Origin of the sequence: Prevotella sp. P5-126 (assembly GCF_002251185.1) — a bacterium.
In the GTDB taxonomy this organism is placed as follows: Bacteria; Bacteroidota; Bacteroidia; order Bacteroidales; family Bacteroidaceae; genus Prevotella.
This window is the reverse complement of record NZ_NPIZ01000111.1, coordinates 1-23,625: the sequence shown is the minus strand read 5'-3', so window position 1 is coordinate 23,625 and position 23,625 is coordinate 1. Positions and strand designations below refer to the sequence as shown.

Sequence of the window (23,625 nt, the reverse complement as noted above, 5' to 3'; positions counted from 1 at the left end):
TTTTTATTCTCGAGCGCGAGTACCTTGGACGCTTTAGCGCCAAAGTACGAATAAGCGAGCAGAATAGAAAAGAAATGCCCAAATTTCTTTTTATTCTCGAGCGCGAGTACCTTGGACGCTTTAGCGCCAAAGTACGAATAAGCGAGCAGAATAGAAAAGAAATGCCCAAATTTCTTTTTATTCTCGAGCGCGAGTACGATATGTAGAAAAGTAAAACCCCTGCCAACTAAATGTTGAACAGGGGCTTAAATGAAAGGAGGAGTGGTACCTCCAGGAATCGAACCGGGGACACACGGATTTTCAGTCCGATGCTCTACCAACTGAGCTAAGGCACCATATTCGGTTTTGCAATCCTTTCGTTTGCGGTTGCAAAGGTACTACATAATTTTGATATACCAAACAAACCGCATGAAAAAGTGCTATTTGTTAACGAATTTTAAGAACTTTCGCCCTTTTTTCCTCCATTTACCTTTGTTTTTGCGCTTATTTTGCCATTATTGCAGTGGATTCCAACCTTGCGCTTTTAGTGGAAATTCTTGGTCGTCGCGTGTCACAAGCACCTGTCCGAGGCTATCCTTTGTGATGTGTCCGATGAGGCGAACATCGTCGATGGCCTGGATTTTCTCATGGTCACCAATAGGAATGGTGAACAGCAATTCATAGTCTTCGCCGCCGTTGAGTGCGCAGGTGGTCACGTTCATGTTGAGTTCTTCTGCCATTACCGCAGTCTGATAGTCGATGGGGATCTGCTTCTCGAAGATACGGCATCCCACATGGCTTTGCTTGCAGATGTGCATCAGTTCACTCGACAGTCCATCGCTGATATCCATCATAGCTGTGGGGCGTATGCCGGCAGCACGGAGCTTTTCGATAATATCGCCGCGTGCCTCGGTGCGCAGTTGGCGCTGGAGCAGATATTCTTTGCCGGCAAAGTCGGGCTGGAACTGAGCCAGACTCTCCAATGCCTTTTTATCGCCTTTGCGTTTGGCTTCGTCAACTTGTGAATAGTAAACAGATTTCTCACGTTCTAAGAGTTGCAGTCCCATATAGGCAGCACCGAGGTCTCCGCTGACACATATCAGGTCGGTCTCTTTGGCTCCGTTGCGATAGACGATATCCTCTTTCTTGGCTTCGCCGATACAGGTGATGGAGATGGCGAGGCCTGTATAAGATGAGGTGGTGTCGCCTCCTACGATATCCACATGCCATTTGTCGCATGCCAGGCGCAGTCCGTTGTAGAACTGTTCCATATCTTCCACGGTGAAGCGCTTGCTTACTGCCAGACTGACGGTCAGTTGGCGTGGGGTGCCGTTCATGGCGAAGATGTCGCTGATGTTGACCATGGCAGACTTGTAGCCAAGGTGCTCTAAATCTATATAGGTGAGGTCGAAGTGTACGCCTTCCATCAGCATGTCGGTGGTGACGAGTACTTCGCTGTTGGGGTAACTGAGTACGGCGCAGTCATCGCCTACGCCGTACTTTGTTGATTCATTCTGTGGTTTGATGTCTTTGGTCAGTCTGTCGATCAGTCCAAATTCACCCAGTTTTGCTATTTCCATGTATTTGTTTATGCTATGTTAATCATTTCACGCATGATCTCGGTCATCAAAGGCTGTGCCTTGTTGGCTGCTTCCTGTACTTCTTCGTGACTTACTTCAACAGGATCGTCGAAGCCGCCAAGGTCGGTAATGACGCTCACACCGAAGGTCTTGATGCCGCAATGGTGGGCTACAATTACTTCGGGGACGGTACTCATGCCGATGGCGTCGCCGCCCATCTTGGCAAACATGCGGTATTCGGCTGGTGTTTCAAAGGTGGGACCCTGTACGCCGATATATACACCATGCTGCACTTTGATGCCTTTTTCTGCTGCCACTTTATCAGCTTCTGCCACCAGTTGCAGGTCGTATGGCTCGTGCATGTCTGGGAAGCGAGGTCCGGTGGGGAAGTTTTTCCCGCGCAAGGGGTGTTCGGGGAACAGGTTGATGTGGTCGGTGATGATCATGAGGTCACCGATATTGAACTGTGGGTTCATGCCTCCGGCTGCATTTGACACGAAAAGCGTCTTGATGCCCAGTTCGTACATGACGCGTACGGGGAACGTTACTTCCTTCATCGAATAGCCTTCGTAGAAGTGGAAGCGTCCTTGCATGGCCATGATGTCCTTGTTGCCCAGTTTGCCGAAGATGAGTTTGCCAGAGTGGCCTTCTACGGTAGAAATGGGGAAGTTGGGGATTTCGCTGTATGGGAATTCGTATTTATCAGTTATTTCGGAAGCTAATTGTCCGAGTCCTGTTCCCAGAATGATCGCTGTTGTGGGATTTGTGGTCATCCTTTCTTTGATCCAGGATGCTGTTTCTCGAATTTTTTCGTACATAGCTGATGATGTATTTGTTAAACATTTCGCCCTGGTCCAGCATGAAGCTGATGGTTACAGGGAGTATATACATATTGTTTTTTACTTCTTCGCTTAGTCCTTCGACGTCGTACAGACGGGCTGCGTCTTTCTCTGTCGTGATGAGCAGACGTGGTTTCGGCAGTTGTTCGAAGGTGTTGTTGATGTGCTGAATGTCTTTGCTTTTGAACTGATGGTGGTCGCTGTAGGTCAGCGGAGTCAGGTGCGTGGTGTAGGGCTTTAAGTCCTGTATCATCTGTTTGGGCGATGCAATACCGGTGAGCAACAGGATGTGTTCGTCGGCTTTGATGCTTTCGAGTGGTCGTTTGCCCTGATTCTGTTTGTCCTGTCCGCCGAACATGGGGCGTAGCGATCCGTATTTCAACGAGGTGAAGTAGAGCGACTGGTAGGCATAGAGCTGCATCATCTTGTTGGTCACGCGATACTCCATCGGTTTCATGTCTTTAGGACATTTTGTCACGATGACAACATCAGCGCGGTCTTTGGCAGACAACGGTTCGCGCAGTCTGCCTGCAGGCAAGAGGCAGTCGTCGATAATCAGACGATGGTAATCCACCAAGAGGATATTGATGCCTGGCTGCACGTAACGGTGCTGGAACGCATCGTCGAGCAGGATGACATCAGCCTTGTTGAGTTCTGTCAGTTGGTCGATGCCGTGGCAACGCTTTTTGTCAACTGCCACGGTGATGTCGGGATATTTCCTTTTCATCTGAAACGGTTCGTCGCCGATGCGCTTCATCGGTGTGTCGTTGTCTGCCAAGACAAATCCTTTGCTCTTACGCTTATAGCCACGACTGAGTACTGCCACCTTGCAATGGTCTTTCAGCAGTTCGATAAGATATTCCACGTGAGGGGTTTTTCCTGTACCGCCAACTGTGATATTGCCCACCGAGATGACGGGTATGTCAAACGATCGGCTTTTCAGCAGATTCATCTCAAAGGCCATGTTGCGAAGCTTCACACCGATTCCGTAAAGCCAGCTCAGCGGAAGTAGCCATTTGTTGATGCGGATGAAATTCCCTCTTGCGTTCATATATTATATAAGGTGTAATTATCGAATAGTAAGGAAATAGGGCAGACGAGCCTGAATCTTACTCATGTTTTCCACCTGCTTGATGTAGCGGAGCGGCTCGTAGAGTTCGCCGAAAGTGGCTTGCATTTGTTCGTCGAGATAGCTGCCGCTATTGCCACTTGCCGATGCCAGAAGGGTTTCATACCAACTGCTTGGAGTCTGATACTCGCTGGCGTAATATTCGTCGAGCTTTGCCAGTTGGGCGGCTTTCTTGACAGCGTCGTCGAGCGAACCGATTCCATCTACGAGATGAATCTTCAGGGCGTCGTTGCCCAGCCATACACGGCCTTGTGCAATCTGCTCCACTTGGGCTACGGACATCTTGCGTCCGTCAGCCACACGTTTGCGGAAGAGTTCGTAGCCTTTGCCGATATATTTGTCGAGGATAGCCATCTCTTCTGCGTTAAAGAATCGTGAACGCGTGCCGAAGTTGGCATGTTTGTTGGTTTTTACCTCGTCAAACTTGATGCCGAGCTTGTCTTTCATCAGTTCGCTATAGTTGAGGAACATGCCGAAGATACCGATAGAACCGGTAATGGTAGTGGGATCGGAGTAGATATAGTTGGCTGCACAACTGATGTAATAGCCTCCCGATGCTGCGTATCCGCCCATGGAAACCACTACGGGTTTCTTGGCTTTCAACTTGGTGACTGCGTGCCAGATTTGTTCTGAAGCATAGGCAGAACCACCAGGTGAGTTGACGCGGAGCACTACTGCTTTCACATCGTCGTCGTCGGCCAGTTCTTCCAAGTCCTTACACATATCTTTTCCCACGATACAGGTTTGTGGATTCATGGGATTGCTGTTGTCTTCATCTACAATATCTCCATAAGCATAATAGACAGCAACCTTGTCGCCACGATTTTTCTTATCCTCCACATTGAGCATATCGCCCAGGCTGAGTTGTGGAATGTCGGTGTCGGTATCGATGTCGAGGCGTTTCTTGATGACGTTTTTCACTTCATCAGCATACATGGTCTTGTCGATGAGGCGCAGTTTGATGAGCTCCTGTGCATCGGCCAAATCCATGAAACGATCGGCGTATGCGTTGAGCGAGTCGGTAGAAATCTTACGGCTGGCAGATACGTCTTTGAGCATTACCTTCCATATGCCTGTCACATAGGCAGTCACCTGTTCGCGGTTAGCTTCGCTCATGCCGTCGGCAGTCACTTGCTCTGGTGCGCTCTTGTATTTTCCTACTTTGCAGAGTTCAAACTTAACGCCAAACTTAGCGAGCAAATCTTTGTAGAATACAGGTTCGGCAGCCAGTCCGTGCCAACCAATCTGACCTTGCGGGTTGAGCAGAATCTGGTCAGCCACCGAGCAGAGGTAGTATTCGCTCTGACTGTATCCGTCGGAGTAACTGATGATCCATTTACCACTCTTCTTGAAGTCGAGTAATGCCTCGCGAATGGCATGGAGTGATGCTGGCGAGTCTGTTGCCATTCCGTCTGCCTGAATGTAGATACCTTTGATGTTCTCGTTGTCTTTCGCTTTATGGATAGCACTTATAATGTCGTTGAGTCCGTCGATAGTGGTGTCGCTGCCTTTCAGAAATCCTATCGGATTGTCTGTGCCGCGTTCATCAATGTTGTTCTTGAGAACAAGGGTGAATACTGAACCGTCTTTCACCTGAACGGTTGATGCGGTGCTTGCGGCAAGGCCGACCAGCGAGATAACACCCAATATGCCTACGATAACAGAAAGCATGACGATTCCGGTTATGGTTGCGCCTACGTATTTAATAAAATCTTTCATAATTTATTGTTTTGATATGGTTTGTTGTCTTTTGAATAAAATCCGATAGTACACATTTCGTTGCAAAGGTAGTGCAAACCGAGCGAAATACAAAGAAAAACCCCGTTTTTCTTTTATTTCCGAGGTGCCGCCTACCTAAGGTGCTTTGCATCAAAGGTAGTGCAAACCGAGCGAAATACAAAGAAAAACCCCGTTTTTCTTTTATTTCCCCTTTTGCTCTCCCATCTATTTCCCATTATTGTCTGTCAGTTTTGGGGACTTACTTGGGACTCACTTGGGACTTATATCGGACTTACTTAATAATCTCGCTACATATAAAGATGGCAACATCCCGAACGCATCCCGAACGCATCCCGAACATCAAAAATGTCATAAGCATCATTAAAAATCGTGGCAGAAGTTGTGCTCACATCAGTCTTACACCTTATTTATATATGATTCCCCGCTTCTTTGTGGCAGTCATACACGGAGTGGAAGTGTGACAATGTGTCAGTCTTTGGCGAATGGCACACTTTTGGCATATTGACTGACAGAAGAAATTTAACTTTAAAACAGATAAAGATTATGATGAACATTAAACCATTAGGTGACCGCGTGCTGGTATTGCCCGCACCCGCAGAAGAAAAGATTGGTGGAATTATCATTCCTGATACAGCTAAAGAGAAACCTCTCCACGGTAAAATTGTTGCTGCTGGACAAGGCACTAAGGACGAAGAGATGATTCTGAAAGCCGGCGACGAAGTGCTTTATGGCAAATATAGCGGTACCGAACTTGAGTTTGAAGGTGAAAAATATCTGATGATGCGCCAGAGCGATGTGCTCGCCATTATCGAAAAATAAGCAATTGACAATAATAAAAGAATAAGGAATAAACATTATGGCAAAAGATATTAAATTCAATATTGAAGCTCGTGACCTGTTGAAAAACGGTGTCGATCAGTTGGCTAATGCAGTAAAGGTAACCCTCGGTCCTAAGGGACGCAACGTGGTTATCGAGAAGAAGTTTGGCGCTCCACAGATCACCAAGGACGGTGTTACGGTAGCTAAGGAAATCGAACTCGAAGATAAATTTGAGAACACAGGTGCTCAGCTGGTAAAGAGTGTTGCTTCTAAGACTGGTGACGATGCCGGTGATGGAACAACTACTGCCACCATTCTCACTCAGGCTATTGTGACCGAAGGTCTGAAAAACGTGACCGCAGGTGCCAATCCTATGGATTTGAAACGCGGTATTGACAAGGCTGTGAAAGCCGTGGTTGACCACATCAAGGAGAGCGCTGAGCAGGTTGGCGACAACTACGACAAGATTGAACAGGTTGCCACAGTAAGTGCTAACAACGATGAGGAAATCGGTAAACTCCTTGCCGACGCTATGCGCAAAGTATCTAAAGATGGTGTCATCACCATTGAAGAGTCTAAGAGTCGCGATACCCACATCGGTGTTGTAGAGGGAATGCAGTTCGACCGCGGTTACCTCTCAGGCTATTTCGTAACCGATTCAGACAAGATGGAGTGTATCATGGAGAATCCTTACGTGCTCATCTACGATAAGAAGATCAGCAATATCAAGGATTTCTTGCCCATCCTGCAGCCTGCTGCTGAAAGCGGACGACCCTTGCTCGTTATTGCCGAGGATGTCGATTCAGAGGCTTTGACCACATTGGTTGTAAACCGTCTGCGTGGTGGCTTGAAGATTTGCGCTGTCAAGGCTCCTGGCTTTGGCGACCGTCGTAAGGCTATGCTCGAAGATATTGCCATTCTGACAGGTGGTGTCGTTATCAGCGAAGAGAAAGGTTTGAAACTGGAGCAGGCTACCCTCGAAATGCTGGGTACTTGCGATAAGGTTACCGTATCTAAAGACAATACAACTATTGTCAATGGTGCTGGCGACAAAGAGAATATCAAGGATCGTATTGCACAGATCAAAAAAGAAATCGAACTCACTACCAGCAGCTACGATAAAGAGAAACTGCAGGAGCGTCTGGCCAAATTGGCAGGTGGCGTAGCCGTTCTTTACGTCGGCGCTAATAGTGAAGTTGAGATGAAAGAGAAGAAAGACCGTGTTGACGATGCACTCTGCGCTACACGTGCTGCCATTGAGGAAGGCGTTGTAGTGGGTGGCGGTACTACCTACATCCGTGCACTCGACGTACTGAAAGACGTGAAGGGTGTGAATGCCGACGAGCAGACCGGTATCAATATTGTAGAGCGTGCCATCGAAGAACCACTTCGCCAGATTGTACGCAATGCAGGCGGTGAAGGTGCTGTGGTTGTTCAGAAAGTACGCGAAGGCAAGGGCGACTTCGGTTACAATGCCCGTACTGACAACTATGAAGACCTGCGTGCTGCCGGTATTGTTGACCCAGCCAAGGTTGCTCGCGTAGCTTTGGAGAATGCAGCCTCTATCGCTGGCATGTTCCTGACTACTGAGTGTCTTATCGTTGACAAACCAGAAGAGCATCCTGCTATGCCAATGGGCGGCAACCCAGGAATGGGCGGAATGATGTAATAATTTGTAAACCAAACATATCAAAAATCGGGAGATTGAATGTCGTTTCAGTCTCCCGATTTGATTTATATCAATTTAAAGTGTTTTTTTATCTAAATAATTTGCATCGTGTTTATAAAACACTTATCTTTGCAGCGTTGAAAGTTAAAATCAACGCAAAATGATATGATTATTAGAAAATAAAAGATATTTTTTTGATTTGTTTTAGTAGATTAGTTTTTAAGTAGTTTGTTTTGAAACCGGCTGTCGTGATGACAGCCGGTTTTTTAATGTCATCAGGTGGGGTTGAAAATAAAACGGCTTTTATTTTGTTTTTCGCCCACTTCATAGTATCTTTGTACCCAATATGAATAAGAGTAATTGGCTAATATGGATACTCAAGGCTATAGTAGCCTATGGTATATATCTCATAGTGTATGGACAGACCACTTCACGTCTGTCGGCTTTCTGCATGTCGCTTGGCATTATGATATTGCTGGTGTTTGCGGAATATGCCGTAGAACAATGGGTGGAGCGTCGTCGTGAACGTAAAGAGAAAGAAGATGAGGAATAGATGGTTGGCGCTTGTCGCATCTTGGTTGTGCCTGTTGCCGATGGTTGCCCAACAAAACTATCGGCCCGAAGGACGTGCCTTTGTCTGCGAGAATGGCAACAACCGTTATACTCGTGCCCTATATGGTGGCCCTACCGACTATCGCATAGAGACCAGCGATCGCCCTGTCTTTGCTATTGCCAAGAAGGGGCATCATCGCCATGTGGCTTTCAAAGTCAATGGTATCGACCTTGAAAATGCTGCTTATTGCAAAGCATGGTATGTTGATGGTATGCGCAGTTATCGCTTGCGCGACAAGAGGTTAGGCAAAACTGATGTGCTGGTGGATGTTGTGGCGCTACACAACCGAGAGGGTGCCGTGTGGCGACTGATGTCTGGCGACAATTCTCTTGATGTGTCTTGTACGCTGAGCGGCGTGAAACAACCGAAGTTGCATCGTAACGGCGACCTGGGTGTGGATAGTCGTGACTGCTTCGATGCAGCCCAGAATGATGCCGACCGACAGGTGGTGAAATGTCCCAATTCCTCTCCCGTATATGTTGTGGTGATGCTTGACAAAGTGGTCAACATGTCGCCCGACCAACAAGCACAACTCTTTGCCGAAGCCGTAGCTTATAATCAGAAGATGGCTTCGCGTGTGACGTTCGACACTCCTGATCCTTATATCAATACTTTGGGTGGCGCACTTGTGATGGCTGCCGATGGTGATTGGGATGGACAAACATGGTTGCATGGCTGTGTAGGCTGGCGAATGCCGCTGGCAGGATGGCGTGCCGGATACCTCGGTGATGTGCTGGGATGGAATGATCGCGCACGCTCACATTTTGATGCTTATGCCCGTAGTCAGGTTAACAAAGTATCAGCAACGCAATCGCACCCTGCACAAGATGAGAAACAACATCTTGCACGTGCAGAAAAACGATGGGGAACACCCATGTATAGCAATGGTTACATCTGTCGGAATCCGAATCGCAACGATCAGATGCACCATTATGACATGAATCTTAACTATATCGACGAACTGCTTTGGCACTTCCAATATAATGCCGATATAGCCTATATACGAAAGATGTGGCCTGTGGTGGAACGACATCTCGAATGGGAGAAACGCAACTTTGACCCCGACGGAGACCACCTCTATGATGCCTATTGCTGCATCTGGGCTTCAGATGCCTTATATTATAATGGTGGTGCAGTCACCCATTCCTCGGCCTATAACTATCGCGCCAACCTATTGGCTGCCCGTATGGCAGAACTCATAGGGCGCGATCCAAAGCCGTATCAGCAGGAAGCGGCTGCCATTCTCGATGCCATGAACAGTCGCCTTTGGCTTGAAGACAAAGGACATTGGGCTGAATATGAAGACTTGATGGGACTGAAGCGCAAGCATGAGAGTGCTGCCGTATGGTCCATCTATACACCTGTCGACTGTGGCGCATGCTCGCCCGAACAAGCCTATCGGGCCACTCGCTATGTGGATCATGCCATTCCACATATTCCTGTGCGTGGTGATTATGCTACTATTGCCACCACCAACTGGCAACCTTACGACTGGAGTATAAATAATGTAGCGGCTGCCGAGGTGATGCATACGGCGTTGGCCTACTATCAAGCAGGCAGGAGAGATGCTGCCTATCGACTGATGATGGGCAATATTATCGACCAAATGTATGAGGGACAAAGTCCTGCCAACTTCGGACAAATCAGTAAATATGATGCTGCACGAGGTGAGTGTTACCGCGATTTCGGCGATTGTATCGGTATTTCCTCGCGCACGCTGTTACAGGGACTTTTCGGCATACAGCCACAAGCTCTCTTCGGAAAATGTATCATCCGTCCGGGCTTTCCCTCATCGTGGGATCATGCTTCGGTCAATACACCTTATCTCTCCTATACCTACCGCCGTATGGGTAGAAAAGTGATGATAGAGGTTGATCAGCATTTCAGCAAACCCTTGAAGATTGTGCTGCGAGTGAATATGGGTGGGGGGCTCTATCGCGATGTAGAGGGCACTACCGAACAGCATCAGGTGCTGACCGTGGAAGAACCGGTTCGGTTGCCCGATGTAGAACTTCATGAAGCAGTCACAATTCCCGATGCAACACCCATCGACGAGCCAACCTTTGACCGTAAGTTTGTCAAGCAGCGGCTGACTCCATATTATAATGCCAATGTCACAGACATATTCCGTCAGGAGTATCGCACACCTCGTCCGCCATATACTACCTTGCAGATACCTGTGCAGGGAGTGGGAGAGTGGTGTCATCCAGATTATTGTCCGGAAATAGTAGATACCGCCTTCCGTGCAAGTATTGTTAATGACGAATTTGTGATGATGGGCGTACCTTTTGCCACTCCTGCCGAAGGACAGAACATCGTGTTTACTTCGCTTTGGGACAACTATCCTGATAGTGTTACCATTCCGTTGAAGGGACGTGCAGCCAAGGCATGGTTGCTGATGGCAGGTTCGACCAATCACATGCAATCCCATATCACCAATGCAGAGATAGTGGTGCATTATGCAGATGGTACGACCGACACGCTGCCGCTGGTCAATCCCGACAACTGGTGTCCTATAGATCAGGACTATTATATCGACGGTAAGGCCTTCCGTGCTCCCATGCCGCGACCATATCGCGTTTCACTTGCCACAGGTACTGTGAGTCGCAACCTGGGCAAGGCTCTACATCTCGGAGGTCCCGCCCAACGTAACATTCCCGGAGGGGCTGCCCAAATGCTCTGCATGCCGCTGAAATCCCACAAACCGCTGGCTTCCATCACGCTCCGCACTTGTTCTAATGATGTGGTTGTCGGACTGATGGGCCTCACCTTGCAATAATATTTATCTATTGAATCATCATGCAACAACTCATATCTCTCTATAGTAAATGGTGCGGAGAAGAACCCGCACAGGTGGAAAAACTGCCCGGTGCAGGCAGCAATCGCGAGTATTACCGTATGACAGCTGCCGACGGCACATCGGTGGTGGGATGCATCGGCACCAGTCGCGATGAGAATCATGCCTTCGTTTATCTTTGCCAGCACTTTACCCAGCGCCAATTGCCAGTACCTAAACTTCTGGCAGTTAGCGATGACGAACTCCGATACTTGCAGTCCGACTTAGGTAGTGTGTCGCTTTTCGATGCCGTTCGTGGCGGACGTGAGGCCGGTGGCAGATATACGTTGAAGGAGCAGGAACTGCTGAAACGTACCATTCGACAGTTGCCCAACATCCAAATGCGTGGTGCCAGAGGACTCGATTTTACCAATTGTTATCCTCAGGCAGAATTCAATGTGGATAGTGTGTTGTTTGATCTCAATTATTTCAAGTATTGTTTTCTCAAGGCTACCGAACTGGATTTTCATGAGTTAAAGCTTGAGGCTGACTTCCGTCTGCTTGCCAAAGACCTGACAGCTGAGCGTTGTGATGCCTTCCTTTATCGTGATTTCCAGGCACGCAACGTGATGCTCGACAGCGAGGGCAATCCTTATTTTATTGATTTCCAGGGCGGACGTCGTGGACCGTATTATTATGATTTGGCATCGTTTCTGTGGCAGGCGTCAGCCAAATATCCCTATAAGCTGCGCCGCGAAATGGTCTATGAATACTACAACGCGCTGAAGCAGTTTACCGAGGTGCCCACACCTCACCACTTTGTAGAGCGACTCTCTCTCTTCGTGCTGTTCCGCATTCTGCAAGTGTTGGGAGCCTATGGATTCCGCGGCTATTTTGAGCGCAAACAGCATTTCATCAGTAGCATACCGCCCGCTATACAGAATCTTCGAGAACTATTGGAAGTGGCACATTTCCCCTATCCCTATCTCATCGACCTGCTCCAGCACCTGATAGAATTGCCGCAGTTCCAGCAGATAGAACTTACAGCCAGTAGAGCCGATGGCTACAAGACTACTGCGCATAACCCTTACCGCCAGCATCCACAAGACGGTCCTGCCACTTTCTCTAAATACGATTCTCAGGGACCATTGGTGGTCAAGGTCTATAGTTTCTCTTACCGCAAAGGCATACCAGAAGACGAGAGTGGCAATGGTGGCGGCTATGTGTTTGACTGTAGAAGTACTCACAATCCCGGTCGCTATGAACCCTACAAACAGTTGACAGGACTCGACGAACCGGTCATCCGTTTCTTGGAAGACGATGGTGAGATACTGACATTCCTTGACTCCGTCTATCGACTTGCCGATGCCCATGTGCGCCGTTACATGCAGCGTGGCTTCACATCATTGATGTTTTGTTTCGGTTGTACAGGTGGACAGCACCGTAGTGTATATTCTGCCCAACATCTGGCTGAGCATCTTCACGACAAGTTTGGCATAGAGGTGCGCATCTGTCATCGTGAGCAGCACATCACGCAAACCTTGCCAGCGCGTTGAGGCATACGAGTAAAAAAAGCATAACCAATCTAAAAAACTGCTATTGCTTATGTATTCTAAAAGTAATAAAGGGAAATTCTTGCGCCAACTGCGCGACTATTGTGTGCTCACCCTTGCTATGATATTGGGAGCCGTTGGTGTGGAACTCTTTCTGTTGCCTAATGAAATCACAACAGGTGGTATCATTGGTGTAGCATCGATTGTTTATTGGGGGACGGGTATTCCAGCCCACGAAACATTCTTTGTGCTTAATGCCTTGTTGCTCGTTGTGGCGCTGAAGGTCTTGGGATGGCGTTTCTGTGCTAAAACCATCTATGGTGTTGTGATTTTTACTGTAGCCTCTACGGTATTGCAAAATATCATGCCACCCGATTTTCATCTGCTTGCCGATCAGAAGTTTATGGCATGTATGGTGGGAGCCGTATTCCTTGGCACATGTGTGGGATTGGGACTTTCTGCCGGAGGTTCTACTGGAGGATCGGATGTGATAGCCGCCATGATACATAAGTATCGTGATGTGTCGCTTGGACAAATCATCTTGTTCTGCGACCTCACCATCATCACATCTTCCTATGTGGTGTTGCAAGACTGGGAAAAGGTACTCTATGGCTATGTATTACTCTTTGTCATATCGTTTGTTGTTGACCACATGGTCAACTCACTACGTCAGAGTGTGCAGTTTTTCATCATTTCCGACAAGTATCAAGAGATTGGTGAGGCTATCAATCAGATAGCCGACCGCGGATGCTCGATACTCAACGGTAGTGGTTTCTTTACGAAGAAAGACATCAAGGTGATTTTTTGTATCGCTAAAAAGAGCGAGTCGCGCTTCATTTTCGACCTCATCGATGAGATAGATCCCAATGCCTTTGTGGCTCAATCGGCTGTGGTTGGTGTATATGGTCAGGGCTTTGACCGAGTGAAAGCACACCACAAAATCAATCTCACGGAACTTCGTGAGAAGTTGGCAAAAGAGCGTGAATTATATCCAGAAACTACTTCGTCTGGACATTAATTTCCGGTTGGTTGCTTGATAGAACAGGTGGGGACTTACTAAAGAGATGGTTCAAAGAACATACTAACCCCAAATCGATTATTAAGGTTTGGGTGGAATTTGGATTTGTATTTGGTATTTCTTATAAAACTGTATTTGTGAAACTTTGAATGAAACATCATGGACTATGGCGATTTGAAACGCAGAAAATTTTGACTGATCAAAAATAAAGACTCAAACTGCGGTAAATGATACTTACAGACCATTCGGTAATAGATTCTGCCTTATTAACGGCAAAAGATATGTTGTCTTATTGATCGATTATTGATTTCTCATCAAAAGTGTTTGGTGTGACTGCGTACAGAATTTGTATAAAAAGTATATAAATGAGTTAAATAAAATTAAAAAATAGCTCAAAGAGTGACAAAGAGTGACAAAGATGGACATTTGGGTTTTGTGATGTTGTATCTTTGCAGCCCTACCTGAGGATGATTTCCCAAACAAGATGGTAGCTTTGCAACAAACCATTTAACGAATAATCAAAACCGCGCATTTATGTTTACAAACAGTACGTTCAACAACCCCAACTGGTTACAACAGAAGGATCATGAGTCTTCATTTGATACCCGACCCGTTATCGTTCGGTTCTCGTTAACTTCTCGTTCGGTTCTCGTTAGGTCCTCGTTCGTCTCTCGTTCGTCTCTCGTTGCTTATTCGTTAGTCTATCGAAGACCGAACGAGGACCGAACGAGGAACAAGCAAAAAACGAACGAAAGAGCAACGAACGTCGATCGAGAAGCCGACGGGAAACTATCGAAGTCACGACGAGAAACTGCCAATCCTGCTGCGAATGGCAGACTTCGGTTGATTTATCCCATGGCGAGAAAAGTTGCCATGTAATGGAGCTAACGAAACACGAACTGTCAGCGATGATGCTTGTAAAATGTGTATGACAGCGTTGTGCCTTACGAAGGATGAAGCAAATGCTAATGACCGATTTGTGTTTATCTATAGCAACAAGAAAAACTCGTTGCACATCACGATATGGACGTACAACGAGTTTGGCTTTTTATGAGTTAGAATACACCAACTATGCGGGAAATATAATTCCTCACGCTATTACTTCTTTGATGTAGTCTTTGTGGCTGCCTTTTTAGCGGTAGCGGTTTTTGCAGCAGGAGCTTTTTTTGCAGTAGTCTTAGCAGCCGGCTTTTTAGCTGATGCCTTTTTGGCTGCTGGCTTAGCTGCAGGCTTTTCGCTACCATCTTCATACTTTGCGAGCAGTGTGTGCAAGCGTGCAATCTCCTTGTCTTTATATACGATTTCATCACCCTGATTGCGGATGGTGGTCAACAAAGCATTCAATTCCTCATTGTCGATTTCGGCAGGATAGAGTGCATTGACGCGGTTGATGAAGTCGCCAAGTATATTCATGTAGTTGGTGAAAGCATCAAATGGTCCGCTATAGAAACCACGGTCCAGTCCAACGTTGGATGGTTTGGTGGTCATGAAACGGAAGTTGTTGCTTGCCTGGAGGTAGTCCCAGTCCTGATTGATGCCTGGATCGTCGGCAATGCGCAGACGGTCTGCCACGCTATAGAGCTTATTGAAGGCTTCGCGCTGCAAAGCGTTGCCAAGCCATGAGCTTACATCGCGCTCTTCATCTACCCATGAGAGCGTATCGGGTACATCGAGTGCACCAACACTCTTCACCTTCATGCAGATTTCTGTAGGTGTAGAGAAGGTGATGCCTTTGTCTTTCGCACAGGCGGGCAATGCCTTGATGAACTCCAGAATGTTGCTTGACAGTGGTTGTGCGATGCCAAGTGCCGAGAGTTCCATGAAGATATTGATGATTTGTTCCTCTTCTGGGAAACGAGCAATGCGGTCTATATATGAATCGGCAAAGAGCGGATATCCTTCCCAGTCAGAATTGTTGAAACGCAGTGAAATATCGTCAGAGAGTTCCACGTCGCGCAGCAGCAATTTGAGGTTGGGGGCCATGGCGCAATGATATACGTAGTGTGGCGATTTCCATCCGAGCACGTGCTTAGCACCTTCGGTGAGCATACCTTTGAATCCCATAGCAGCAGCCTGTGCGCCGATATCGTCGCTGTAGATGAGTGATGAATTGCGCAATACGGTTGGGCGTTTGCCGAAGTATTCTTCAATTTTCTGGCACTGCTTCTTGACGTCGAGGGCAAATGTCTCTTCGTTGGCAAGTGATGACAATCCGTGTGAATAAGGCTCAGCGAGAAACTCTACACATCCTGTGTTGTTCAGTTCCTGTAGTTTCTCCAATACCTGTGGGGCGTGCATTTCCAATTGCTCCATGCCGACTCCAGAGAGGGAGAATGCCACTTTAAACATCTGTCCGTTGTCGCGAATCATCTCGCCAATGGCATTGAGGGCGGGCATGTAACTGCGCTCTGCAATGTCGCAGATGGTACGCTCGTTCTCGTAGTCATCATAATAATAGTGGTCGGTACCGATATCAAAGAAACGGTAACGTTTCAGATGTGTGATCTGATGTATTTCAAAATATAAACAAATGGTTTTCATAATCTATTCATCGTTTGTTGTTGTGTTATTGATAAGTAACTATTCCCAGCCTAAAGTGCGGAGGTAGAGGGTGCGGATCCATGCGCCAACCTTCTCCCAAGTGATTTGGTCAACTTCCTTCTTGCCTTCCTCTTTGAGGTAGTTGAAGAGTGAATCGTTGGCACAGATGCTGTAGATGGCATCTGCCAGAGCGTGGATGTCCCAGTAATCAACTTTGATACAGTTGTCGAGAATCTCTGCACAGCCCGACTGCTTACTGATGATAGTCGGAGTGCCACACTGCATGGCTTCGAGTGGCGATATGCCAAACGGCTCGGAAACAGAGGGCATGACATATACGTCGGAGTCTTTCAGACACTCATAAACCTGTTTACCGCGCATGAAACCAGGGAAGTGGAAACGGTCGGCGATGCCGCGTTCGGCAGCCAATTGAATCATGGCATCCATCATGTCGCCAGATCCTGCCATACAGAAGCGCACGTTGCGGGTGCGTTGAATGACCATGTTGGCAGCTTCAACGAAGTATTCCGGACCCTTTTGCATGGTGATACGTCCCAAGAAGGTTACCACCTTGTCGCAACCAGTATGGTCGGGACGGGGGATGGCATCGTATTCTTGTGGCAGAGGATATACGGCATTGTGCACCGTGAAGCACTTGCGTGGATCCTGATGATACTGGTTGATGACAGTCTGACGAGTCAGTTCTGATACACACATGATGCAGTCTGCCTGATCCATACCGTTCTTTTCGATAGAATAGACGGTGGGGTTCACTTTTCCGCGTGATCGGTCAAAGTCAGTGGCATGTACGTGAATGCACAAAGGTTTACCGCTCACTTGCTTGGCATGTATGCCGGCAGGATAAGTCAGCCAGTCGTGTGCATGTATGATATCGTAATCGAGTGTGCGTGCCACTACACCGGCAATAATCGAGTAGTTATTGATTTCCTCGTGCAGATTGCCGGGATAGCCTCCTGCAAACTCCATTGCACCGAGGTCGTTGACGTGCATATAGTTGAAGTCGGCATACAGATGGTCACGGAAACGATAGTAGAGATCGGGATCCATGATATTGCCTACACGCTGGCTTACATAGTCGCGATTGACGTCGCGCCATGCAATAGGCACAGCATTCATAGCTACAATGTTGCATGCCGAGCGGTCTTCATCGCCGAAAGGTTTTGGCAAACATAGTGTGATGTCCATATCGCCCTGAGCATGCAAGCCCTGCGATATGCCATAGTTGGCAGTGGCGAGTCCACCATACACGTGAGGAGGATACTCCCATCCAAACATTAATACTTTCATAGTTCTGTCCTCCTGTTAGTTACTTTTGGTATGTGTATTTCTCCAACAACTTGAGTGTGCGCAGAATTTCAGCCACATTCATGGCAAAAGCCATAGCGCCACGTCCACTGAAAGGTGGGTTGCCGTCGAAGAGTTCGCTGATGGTGCCGACGGCATGATAGTTCATTTCGTCTTCATAGCTTACCATCTGTCGCTCAATGAAACTGAGACGGCTACGCTTGTAGATTTTCAAACAGGCTTCCATATAGAATCCTTCAAGCCATGGCCATGCTGTGCCCTGGTGGTAAGCATAGTCGCGTTGTGCCTGTGGACCAACATACATGGGGTTGTATCCACCGCTTTTGGGCGATAGCGAGCGCAGTCCCTTTGGAGTGAGCAGTTCGCGAGTGCATATGTCGAGCACATTCTTCTTCTGATTCTGGTCAAGCGGAGAGTAGTCGAAAGCTACAGGGAAGATCATATTCGGGCGTACGCTCCAGTCCATCATATTGCCATCAACATAGTCGAGCAGATAGCCATATTCGTTGAGGAATGTGTCAACGAATGATTTTTTGCAACGTTCTGCCAATTCTTCGAGCTGTTCAGCAAATTTAGCATCGCCAAATTCGGCTTCGAGTGAAGCGCAGAAGCGGAGCGCGTTGTACCACAGCGCGTTGAACTCAACAATATATCCAGAGCGTGGCACTACTGGGCGACCGTTGGCGGTAGAGTTCATCCAGGTGATGGCCTTGTCACGTCCGTTGGCGAACAGCAGTCCGTTGTCATCGAGGTGCATATTCTCATGACCGTCTTCCATCACATATTTTACAATGTCATGTACCAGTTTGCCATACATCTTATAGCCTTGTTCACGGCCGGCATCCTTGGCATACTGCTGGATGGTCCATACACACCATAGGGGGACATCGGGATGTTCTATCTCGTAGAGCTTCACTGTCAGTGGTTTGCCCTCCATATATTCGCGAAGTCCTTTTTCTGAAGTCTTCATCACCAACTCAAAGTAGTCGCGTTCGCCTATGGCAAGGGTGAGTCCCGGCAGTGCTATAAATGTATCGCGTGCACGTGCCTTAAACCAAGGATAACCTGCCAGCAGGTAACGGTCATCATTGGGCTGGCGATTGCGGAACTGATGGGCTGATGCCACGAGGCAATGGTAGAAGTTGTCGCGAGGTTGGCGGATAGCTATTTCCTTTTCAAAAAGACTCTTCAGTTTGCTGGTCTTAATGGCCGATGTAGATGCAGAGAACACAATGCTCTCGCCTTTCTTGATGGGTAACTCAAAATAGCCAGGCACGTAGAGGTCTTCGTTGGAAGCGTAACCGCGCTCCTGTTCCTTCGGATATTCTACACCGCGATACCAGTCGGGCTTGAAGATAAACTCGTTTTTCTTATCAAACTGCATGTAAAGGTCGGGGTATCCGGCATACATACAGGTGCTGATGCCATTCTCCACCTCTTGATAAGCTCTGCTTGCAACAGAGTTCTCGTGAGTAAACTGGCGTACCGAGCGGAACGCAAGGAATGGGCGGAAGCGCAAAGTAGTGGCACTGTGGGCATCAACAAGCGTATAGCGGATGAGGATGCGGTCTTCGTAACACTGGAAAATAGTTTCGCGCTTCAGAATCACACCGCCTACACGGTAGATCATGGTAGGCACTACATCACAAGTAAATTCGCGGATGTACTTGTGACCGTTGGGGCTGTAATTGTTTCCCTGATACTTGTGGAGTCCGAGATTGAACTCAGCACCGTGCTGGATTACCGTACAGTCGAATGAAGAGAGCAACACATGGTTCTCATCGTCAAGTTCTGGTACGGGAACAACGAGCAGACCGTGGTATTTGCGCGTATTGCAGTCGGCAATAGTCGAACTGCTATAGGCACCCGAACGGTTAGTTCGCAGCAATTCACGGTGCAGTGACTCCTGCAGGTTTGTCATTACTGCTTTTTCAAATCGTAAATAACTCATAGTTCCTATTTAGGTTTTGTTAGTTTTATATGTTATATAGGCGTCCATCATATATGCGATGGAGTTTTATTTCTCCAAAGTTACTGAATTTAGTTGTCTCTACAAAATAAAAGATAGTTTTTTTTGCAAATTCATAGAATTTTAACCCATATCATCGGTAAAAGTACCTATTAGTATTCGTTTTTCTTTATATTCTTTTTGTTTTTTCCATGATTTCAATTAACTTTGCATGCAAAGGACAATGTTTCGATCACGATAAACAACACTAACATGATTATAGAGGGAAAAAATATAGATGACCCTGTTATAGCCAAAGTCCTCACGGATCTTTGGGCACCACTTACTGATGAACAACGTCAGTATCTCATAGATCATATCACGTTGAAGGACTACAAGCGAAACGAAATGATCTATACCGAAGGTGAGAATCCAACGTCTTTGTTTTGTCTCATCAAAGGAAAAGTGAAGATATTCAAAGAGGGAATTGGTGGACGTCATCAGATAGTTCGCATGGTGAAACCGCATAGTTATTTCGGTTATCGTGCTGGATTTATGGATGAAGCCTATACCACATCGGCATCAGCTATCGAAGCTTCGAAACTTGGTCTTATTCCTATATCCGTTGTCAAATTTCTTATTACGGAAAATAATCAGTTGGCGATATGTTTTATCAAACATCTGGCCAATCTCTTAGGACGTGCCGATGAACAGACTGTCAACTTGACACAAAAGCATATACGTGGCAGATTGGCAGAAGCACTATTGCGCCTAAAGGAAAAATACGGTACAGAGAGCGACGGGAAAACCCTCAATATCCGGGTGAGTCGAGAAGATCTTGCCAGTATGTCAAGTATGGCAACATGTAATGCCATCCGTACTTTGTCTGCTTTTGCTGAGGAGGAATTGGTGATTCTTGATGGTCGCCGTATTGCCATCAATGATGAGGAAAAGCTGAAAAGCATTTCGGTTTGTGGATAAGATGCGTCTTTTCCTTTGATTTATAATAGATAGAAGTTTAATCTGGAATAAGAAAACGTATCACTTCCTGCTCTACATTGATGCGATAGGAACCTACAGGAGTTCCCATCGGACGTCCGTCAACAGATACCAAGGCTTTACCACCATCTTCTATAACGATTTCTTGTGTGCGATAGGGGTGCACCATGCGATGGTTGAGCAGACGACCTGTCAGCATCATCCATAGTCCGTGGAATATCTGTACTATTTTGGCTTGATATACCAGCGATACATCCAAAAGTCCATTGTAAGGCACAGCGTTAGGTGTCAATCCATAACCGGGGCCACTACCTATACATAGCGTCATCACTCGGCGTTGTATGGTTTCGGCATTGATTTTGATGCTCATCTTATAATCCATGCGGTGGAAGATGAGTAATATGGCGGACAGAATAATAGAAAGAAAGCGAGAACCCAATATGGCGCGCGTTTGCTGACGCAGGTTCATCACGTCTGCCACCATGCCGATATTGATGCAGTTGAGGAAATAGCGATGGCATTGTTCGCCTTTCTTATTGGTGTAGCGCACGCAACCAAGGTCGATGGGGCGTACACGATACTTTTTCAGCCAACTGATAGTCTGGTCAAGATTGCCTTCACGAAAGTTCCAATAGCGTGCAAAATCGTTCATCAAACCGTTGGGAATGAGTCCCAAGGCAATGGTGTCGCGCATTTGTTTCTCTACTTTCATCAGACAGTTTACCGCATCATTGAGTGCCGAGTCACCACCGGCAATGATAATAGTCTTGTAGCCGTTGTGAATCAACATATTTATCAAGCGTTCTACGCTGCCTGCAGTCTCGCTTTGCACAAAGTCGTAATCCACACCATGCTCATTGAGTGCACGCTGAATACGTTCGCGCTGCTTGCCCGAACGGTGCTTGGGGCAATATAGGATGCCCCACTTCTTATCATCTACTGCCACCTTATATATTTCTTTTAATGTTGAATACTGATAATTGGTTGTGATTATTCCGATTTGGAAATGCGCAGAATCTCCTCCACTTTTTTATCCATTGGTAGGAGAGCGTCAATCCAATGTATGGTAAATCCGCGACGTTCCATGCCTCGAAACCATGTCATCTGTCGCTTGGCAAACTGGTGAATGGCTATCTCCAACCGTTTGAACATCTCTTCGTAACTGAGTTTACCTATAAGATATTCAGTCACAAACTTGTATTCCAGTCCGTAATAAATCAGGTCTTCTGCAGGGATTCCCCTGTCAAGTAGGGCTTTCACCTCATCAGTCATGCCTTCTTCAAGACGCGATTTGAGTCTTTCGGTGATCTTGTTGCGTCGTGCTTCGCGGTCGATATCTACTCCGATGATAAGTGAATGGACGGGCGGCACCTGTCGCAGTTCTGTCGGTGTGTGGAGATTGTAGGTCTCTATTTCTATAGCACGTATGGCACGTTGTGCAGAATCAACATCGGTCGTGTTGTGCATGACAGAGCCGTTTTGTGCTTTCAATTCTTGAAGCATAGCCGTAAGTTGTTCCAGCGACTTGCCTTCAAGGTCTTTGCGCAGTTGCTCGTTTTGTGGAACGGGTGATAGGGAATATCCTTTCAATACAGCTTCGATATAAAGTCCAGTGCCACCACATAGGATGGGCATCTTGCCTCTGTTCTTGATATCGTTGTATGCCTGTTGGAAATCCTGCTGATATTGGAAAAGGTTATATTTCGTGCCAGGTTCGCAGATGTCTATCAAGTGATAAGGCACTGCCGTACCATTAACCACATAGTCCTTCAAGTCTTTTCCGGTTCCGATGTCCATGTGTTTATAAACCTGTCGGCTATCTGCACTGATGATTTCACAGTTTCTCAAGCTTACTGCCAAATGGGCGGCAAGGTCGGTCTTTCCCGATGCAGTAGGACCAAGAATGGTTATCATATCGAATGGCATAAGCGGTTAGAAGTGTATTGAAGGATAGCTATAATTTTGTCAAATTAGAAAAATAGCCGCCCAAGGCACATGCCAAGGGCGGCTTTATCAATGTTGCCTTTTTGGGGACAATGCTAATTAGCAGTTCTCTGAGAAGTACTTGATAGTACGAACCATCTGAGAGGTGTAGCTGTTCTCGTTGTCGTACCAAGAAACAACCTGTACCTGATAGGTGTCGTCGTCGATCTTGCTAACCATGGTCTGGGTAGCGTCGAAGAGAGAACCGAACTTCATACCGATGATATCGCTTGATACAATCTGATCCTCGTTGTAACCGAAGCTCTCAGTCTGAGCAGCCTTCATAGCAGCGTTGATGCCCTCAACGGTAACGTCCTTACCCTTAACAACAGCAACCAAGATAGTGGTTGAACCAGTAGGAGTTGGAACGCGCTGAGCAGAACCAATCAGTTTGCCGTTCAGCTCTGGGATAACGAGACCGATAGCCTTAGCAGCACCAGTTGAGTTAGGAACGATGTTCTGAGCACCTGCACGTGAACGACGGAGGTCGCCCTTGCGCTGAGGACCGTCAAGAATCATCTGGTCGCCAGTGTAAGCGTGGATGGTTGACATGATACCGCTGGCGATAGGAGCGTACTTGTTCAGAGCAGCAGCCATAGGAGCCAAGCAGTTAGTGGTGCAAGAAGCAGCGCTGATAACGTTGTCGTCCTTGGTCAGAGTGGTGTGGTTTACATTGTAAACGATAGTGGGAAGGTCGTTACCTGCAGGAGCAGAGATAACGCACTTGCGGGCACCAGCCTTGATGTGTGCAGAAGCTTTCTCCTTTGAAGTGTAGAAACCTGTGCACTCGAGAACTACGTCAACACCCAGCTCACCCCAAGGAAGCTCAGCTGCGTTTGGTTTAGCGTAGATGGTGATTTTCTTACCGTCAACAACGATGTAGTCTTCACCAGCCTCTACGGTGTGTTTGCCTTCGCCGTACTTTCCAGCGAAACCACCCTGAGCAGTGTCATACTTCAGAAGGTGAGCCAACATTTTAGGACTTGTCAGGTCGTTGATGGCAACAACCTCGTAACCATCTGCTTCAAACATCTGACGGAAAGCCAGACGACCAATACGGCCAAAACCGTTAATTGCTACTTTTGTCATTTTCTTAAAATATTTAAAAGGTTT

The 23,625-nt window shown here is 47.1% G+C and carries 18 protein-coding genes and 1 tRNA gene; 8 read left to right on the top strand and 11 right to left on the bottom strand.

Translation table 11 applies throughout. The annotated features are described in order from the left end of the window. Nucleotides 1–262: 262 nt before the first annotated feature. From CIK90_RS13265 to sppA, 5 genes are all read right to left on the bottom strand, one after another. Nucleotides 263–335 (bottom strand) — tRNA-Phe (locus CIK90_RS13265). A gap of 159 nt (nt 336–494) precedes the next feature. Beyond that, complete coding sequence (gene thiL / locus CIK90_RS13260; protein ID WP_094390143.1) at nt 495–1,559, bottom strand: thiamine-phosphate kinase; 1,065 nt, start codon at nt 1,557–1,559, stop codon at nt 495–497. A gap of 8 nt (nt 1,560–1,567) precedes the next feature. Continuing rightward, nucleotides 1,568–2,332 (bottom strand): purine-nucleoside phosphorylase, encoded by a 765-nt coding sequence (locus tag CIK90_RS13255; RefSeq protein WP_254046366.1) that lies wholly within the window; start codon nt 2,330–2,332, stop codon nt 1,568–1,570. Continuing rightward, on the bottom strand, nt 2,262–3,449 hold the full coding sequence (gene lpxK, locus CIK90_RS13250) for a tetraacyldisaccharide 4'-kinase (RefSeq protein ID WP_094465829.1): 1,188 nt from the start codon (nt 3,447–3,449) through the stop codon (nt 2,262–2,264). The genes CIK90_RS13255 and lpxK overlap by 71 nt, the downstream gene beginning before the upstream one ends. 18 nt (nt 3,450–3,467) lie before the next feature. Beyond that, nucleotides 3,468–5,246 carry a signal peptide peptidase SppA gene (gene sppA / locus CIK90_RS13245; RefSeq protein WP_094465827.1) on the bottom strand — a complete coding sequence of 593 codons (1,779 nt, stop codon included), beginning with the start codon at nt 5,244–5,246 and terminating at the stop codon, nt 3,468–3,470. Nucleotides 5,247–5,566: 320 nt separating this feature from the next. Between sppA and CIK90_RS14290 the strand changes: the two genes are divergently transcribed. From CIK90_RS14290 to CIK90_RS13215, 7 genes are all read left to right on the top strand, one after another. Next, nucleotides 5,567–5,728, top strand: coding sequence for a hypothetical protein (locus CIK90_RS14290; RefSeq protein ID WP_158214679.1), 162 nt, complete (start codon nt 5,567–5,569; stop codon nt 5,726–5,728). A gap of 85 nt (nt 5,729–5,813) precedes the next feature. Then, a complete protein-coding gene (locus CIK90_RS13240; RefSeq protein ID WP_094390191.1) occupies nt 5,814–6,086 on the top strand; it encodes a co-chaperone GroES in 273 nt (90 codons plus the stop codon). A gap of 37 nt (nt 6,087–6,123) precedes the next feature. Continuing rightward, nucleotides 6,124–7,755 (top strand): chaperonin GroEL, encoded by a 1,632-nt coding sequence (gene groL / locus CIK90_RS13235; protein WP_094436498.1) that lies wholly within the window; start codon nt 6,124–6,126, stop codon nt 7,753–7,755. A gap of 346 nt (nt 7,756–8,101) precedes the next feature. After that, the gene (locus tag CIK90_RS13230) at nt 8,102–8,308 is read left to right on the top strand and encodes a hypothetical protein (RefSeq protein WP_094436496.1); all 207 of its coding nucleotides are present in this window, start codon (nt 8,102–8,104) and stop codon (nt 8,306–8,308) included. Next, the gene (locus tag CIK90_RS13225) at nt 8,298–11,147 is read left to right on the top strand and encodes a DUF4450 domain-containing protein (protein WP_094465885.1); all 2,850 of its coding nucleotides are present in this window, start codon (nt 8,298–8,300) and stop codon (nt 11,145–11,147) included. The genes CIK90_RS13230 and CIK90_RS13225 overlap by 11 nt, the downstream gene beginning before the upstream one ends. Before the next feature lie 20 nt (nt 11,148–11,167). Beyond that, complete coding sequence (locus tag CIK90_RS13220; RefSeq protein WP_094465825.1) at nt 11,168–12,700, top strand: phosphotransferase; 1,533 nt, start codon at nt 11,168–11,170, stop codon at nt 12,698–12,700. Nucleotides 12,701–12,749: 49 nt separating this feature from the next. Then, nucleotides 12,750–13,715 carry a YitT family protein gene (locus CIK90_RS13215; protein WP_094465823.1) on the top strand — a complete coding sequence of 322 codons (966 nt, stop codon included), beginning with the start codon at nt 12,750–12,752 and terminating at the stop codon, nt 13,713–13,715. 1,098 nt (nt 13,716–14,813) lie between these two features. Here CIK90_RS13215 and CIK90_RS13210 read toward each other — a convergent pair. The 3 genes from CIK90_RS13210 to CIK90_RS13200 are packed head-to-tail and all read right to left on the bottom strand — an operon-like array spanning nt 14,814 to nt 19,533. Then, nucleotides 14,814–16,256, bottom strand: a complete 1,443-nt coding sequence (locus CIK90_RS13210) for a glycoside hydrolase family 57 protein (RefSeq protein ID WP_094465821.1) — start codon at nt 16,254–16,256, stop codon at nt 14,814–14,816. Between the two features lie 39 nt (nt 16,257–16,295). Then, nucleotides 16,296–17,564: a glycosyltransferase family 4 protein gene (locus CIK90_RS13205; protein ID WP_094436488.1), complete on the bottom strand. Its 1,269-nt coding sequence runs from the start codon at nt 17,562–17,564 to the stop codon at nt 16,296–16,298. 19 nt (nt 17,565–17,583) lie between these two features. Further along, nucleotides 17,584–19,533: a glycogen debranching enzyme N-terminal domain-containing protein gene (locus tag CIK90_RS13200; RefSeq protein WP_094390133.1), complete on the bottom strand. Its 1,950-nt coding sequence runs from the start codon at nt 19,531–19,533 to the stop codon at nt 17,584–17,586. 270 nt (nt 19,534–19,803) lie between these two features. Here CIK90_RS13200 and CIK90_RS13195 point away from each other — a divergent pair, with 270 nt between their 5' ends. Further along, the gene (locus CIK90_RS13195; protein WP_371592443.1) at nt 19,804–20,511 is read left to right on the top strand and encodes a Crp/Fnr family transcriptional regulator; all 708 of its coding nucleotides are present in this window, start codon (nt 19,804–19,806) and stop codon (nt 20,509–20,511) included. A gap of 37 nt (nt 20,512–20,548) precedes the next feature. Here CIK90_RS13195 and CIK90_RS13190 read toward each other — a convergent pair whose 3' ends face one another. From CIK90_RS13190 to gap, 3 genes are all read right to left on the bottom strand, one after another. Then, the gene (locus CIK90_RS13190; RefSeq protein ID WP_094390132.1) at nt 20,549–21,475 is read right to left on the bottom strand and encodes a diacylglycerol kinase family protein; all 927 of its coding nucleotides are present in this window, start codon (nt 21,473–21,475) and stop codon (nt 20,549–20,551) included. Nucleotides 21,476–21,519: 44 nt separating this feature from the next. Beyond that, nucleotides 21,520–22,443, bottom strand: a complete 924-nt coding sequence (gene miaA / locus CIK90_RS13185) for a tRNA (adenosine(37)-N6)-dimethylallyltransferase MiaA (protein ID WP_094440013.1) — start codon at nt 22,441–22,443, stop codon at nt 21,520–21,522. Nucleotides 22,444–22,572: 129 nt separating this feature from the next. After that, a complete protein-coding gene (gene gap / locus CIK90_RS13180; RefSeq protein ID WP_094390131.1) occupies nt 22,573–23,601 on the bottom strand; it encodes a type I glyceraldehyde-3-phosphate dehydrogenase in 1,029 nt (342 codons plus the stop codon). Between the last annotated feature and the right edge of the window lie 24 nt (nt 23,602–23,625).

Coding starts and splice junctions, on each gene's coding strand:
- CIK90_RS13220 (WP_094465825.1), top strand. CDS start 11,168: ATGCAACAACTCATATCTCTCTATAGTAAATGGTGCGGAGAAGAACCC.
- CIK90_RS13255 (WP_254046366.1), bottom strand. CDS start 2,332: ATGACCACAAATCCCACAACAGCGATCATTCTGGGAACAGGACTCGGA.
- gap (WP_094390131.1), bottom strand. CDS start 23,601: ATGACAAAAGTAGCAATTAACGGTTTTGGCCGTATTGGTCGTCTGGCT.
- CIK90_RS13215 (WP_094465823.1), top strand. CDS start 12,750: ATGTATTCTAAAAGTAATAAAGGGAAATTCTTGCGCCAACTGCGCGAC.
- CIK90_RS13240 (WP_094390191.1), top strand. CDS start 5,814: ATGAACATTAAACCATTAGGTGACCGCGTGCTGGTATTGCCCGCACCC.
- CIK90_RS13210 (WP_094465821.1), bottom strand. CDS start 16,256: ATGAAAACCATTTGTTTATATTTTGAAATACATCAGATCACACATCTG.
- CIK90_RS13205 (WP_094436488.1), bottom strand. CDS start 17,564: ATGAAAGTATTAATGTTTGGATGGGAGTATCCTCCTCACGTGTATGGT.
- thiL (WP_094390143.1), bottom strand. CDS start 1,559: ATGGAAATAGCAAAACTGGGTGAATTTGGACTGATCGACAGACTGACC.
- CIK90_RS14290 (WP_158214679.1), top strand. CDS start 5,567: ATGGCAACATCCCGAACGCATCCCGAACGCATCCCGAACATCAAAAAT.
- CIK90_RS13225 (WP_094465885.1), top strand. CDS start 8,298: ATGAGGAATAGATGGTTGGCGCTTGTCGCATCTTGGTTGTGCCTGTTG.
- sppA (WP_094465827.1), bottom strand. CDS start 5,246: ATGAAAGATTTTATTAAATACGTAGGCGCAACCATAACCGGAATCGTC.
- miaA (WP_094440013.1), bottom strand. CDS start 22,443: ATGATAACCATTCTTGGTCCTACTGCATCGGGAAAGACCGACCTTGCC.
- CIK90_RS13230 (WP_094436496.1), top strand. CDS start 8,102: ATGAATAAGAGTAATTGGCTAATATGGATACTCAAGGCTATAGTAGCC.
- CIK90_RS13195 (WP_371592443.1), top strand. CDS start 19,804: ATGATTATAGAGGGAAAAAATATAGATGACCCTGTTATAGCCAAAGTC.
- groL (WP_094436498.1), top strand. CDS start 6,124: ATGGCAAAAGATATTAAATTCAATATTGAAGCTCGTGACCTGTTGAAA.
- lpxK (WP_094465829.1), bottom strand. CDS start 3,449: ATGAACGCAAGAGGGAATTTCATCCGCATCAACAAATGGCTACTTCCG.
- CIK90_RS13200 (WP_094390133.1), bottom strand. CDS start 19,533: ATGAGTTATTTACGATTTGAAAAAGCAGTAATGACAAACCTGCAGGAG.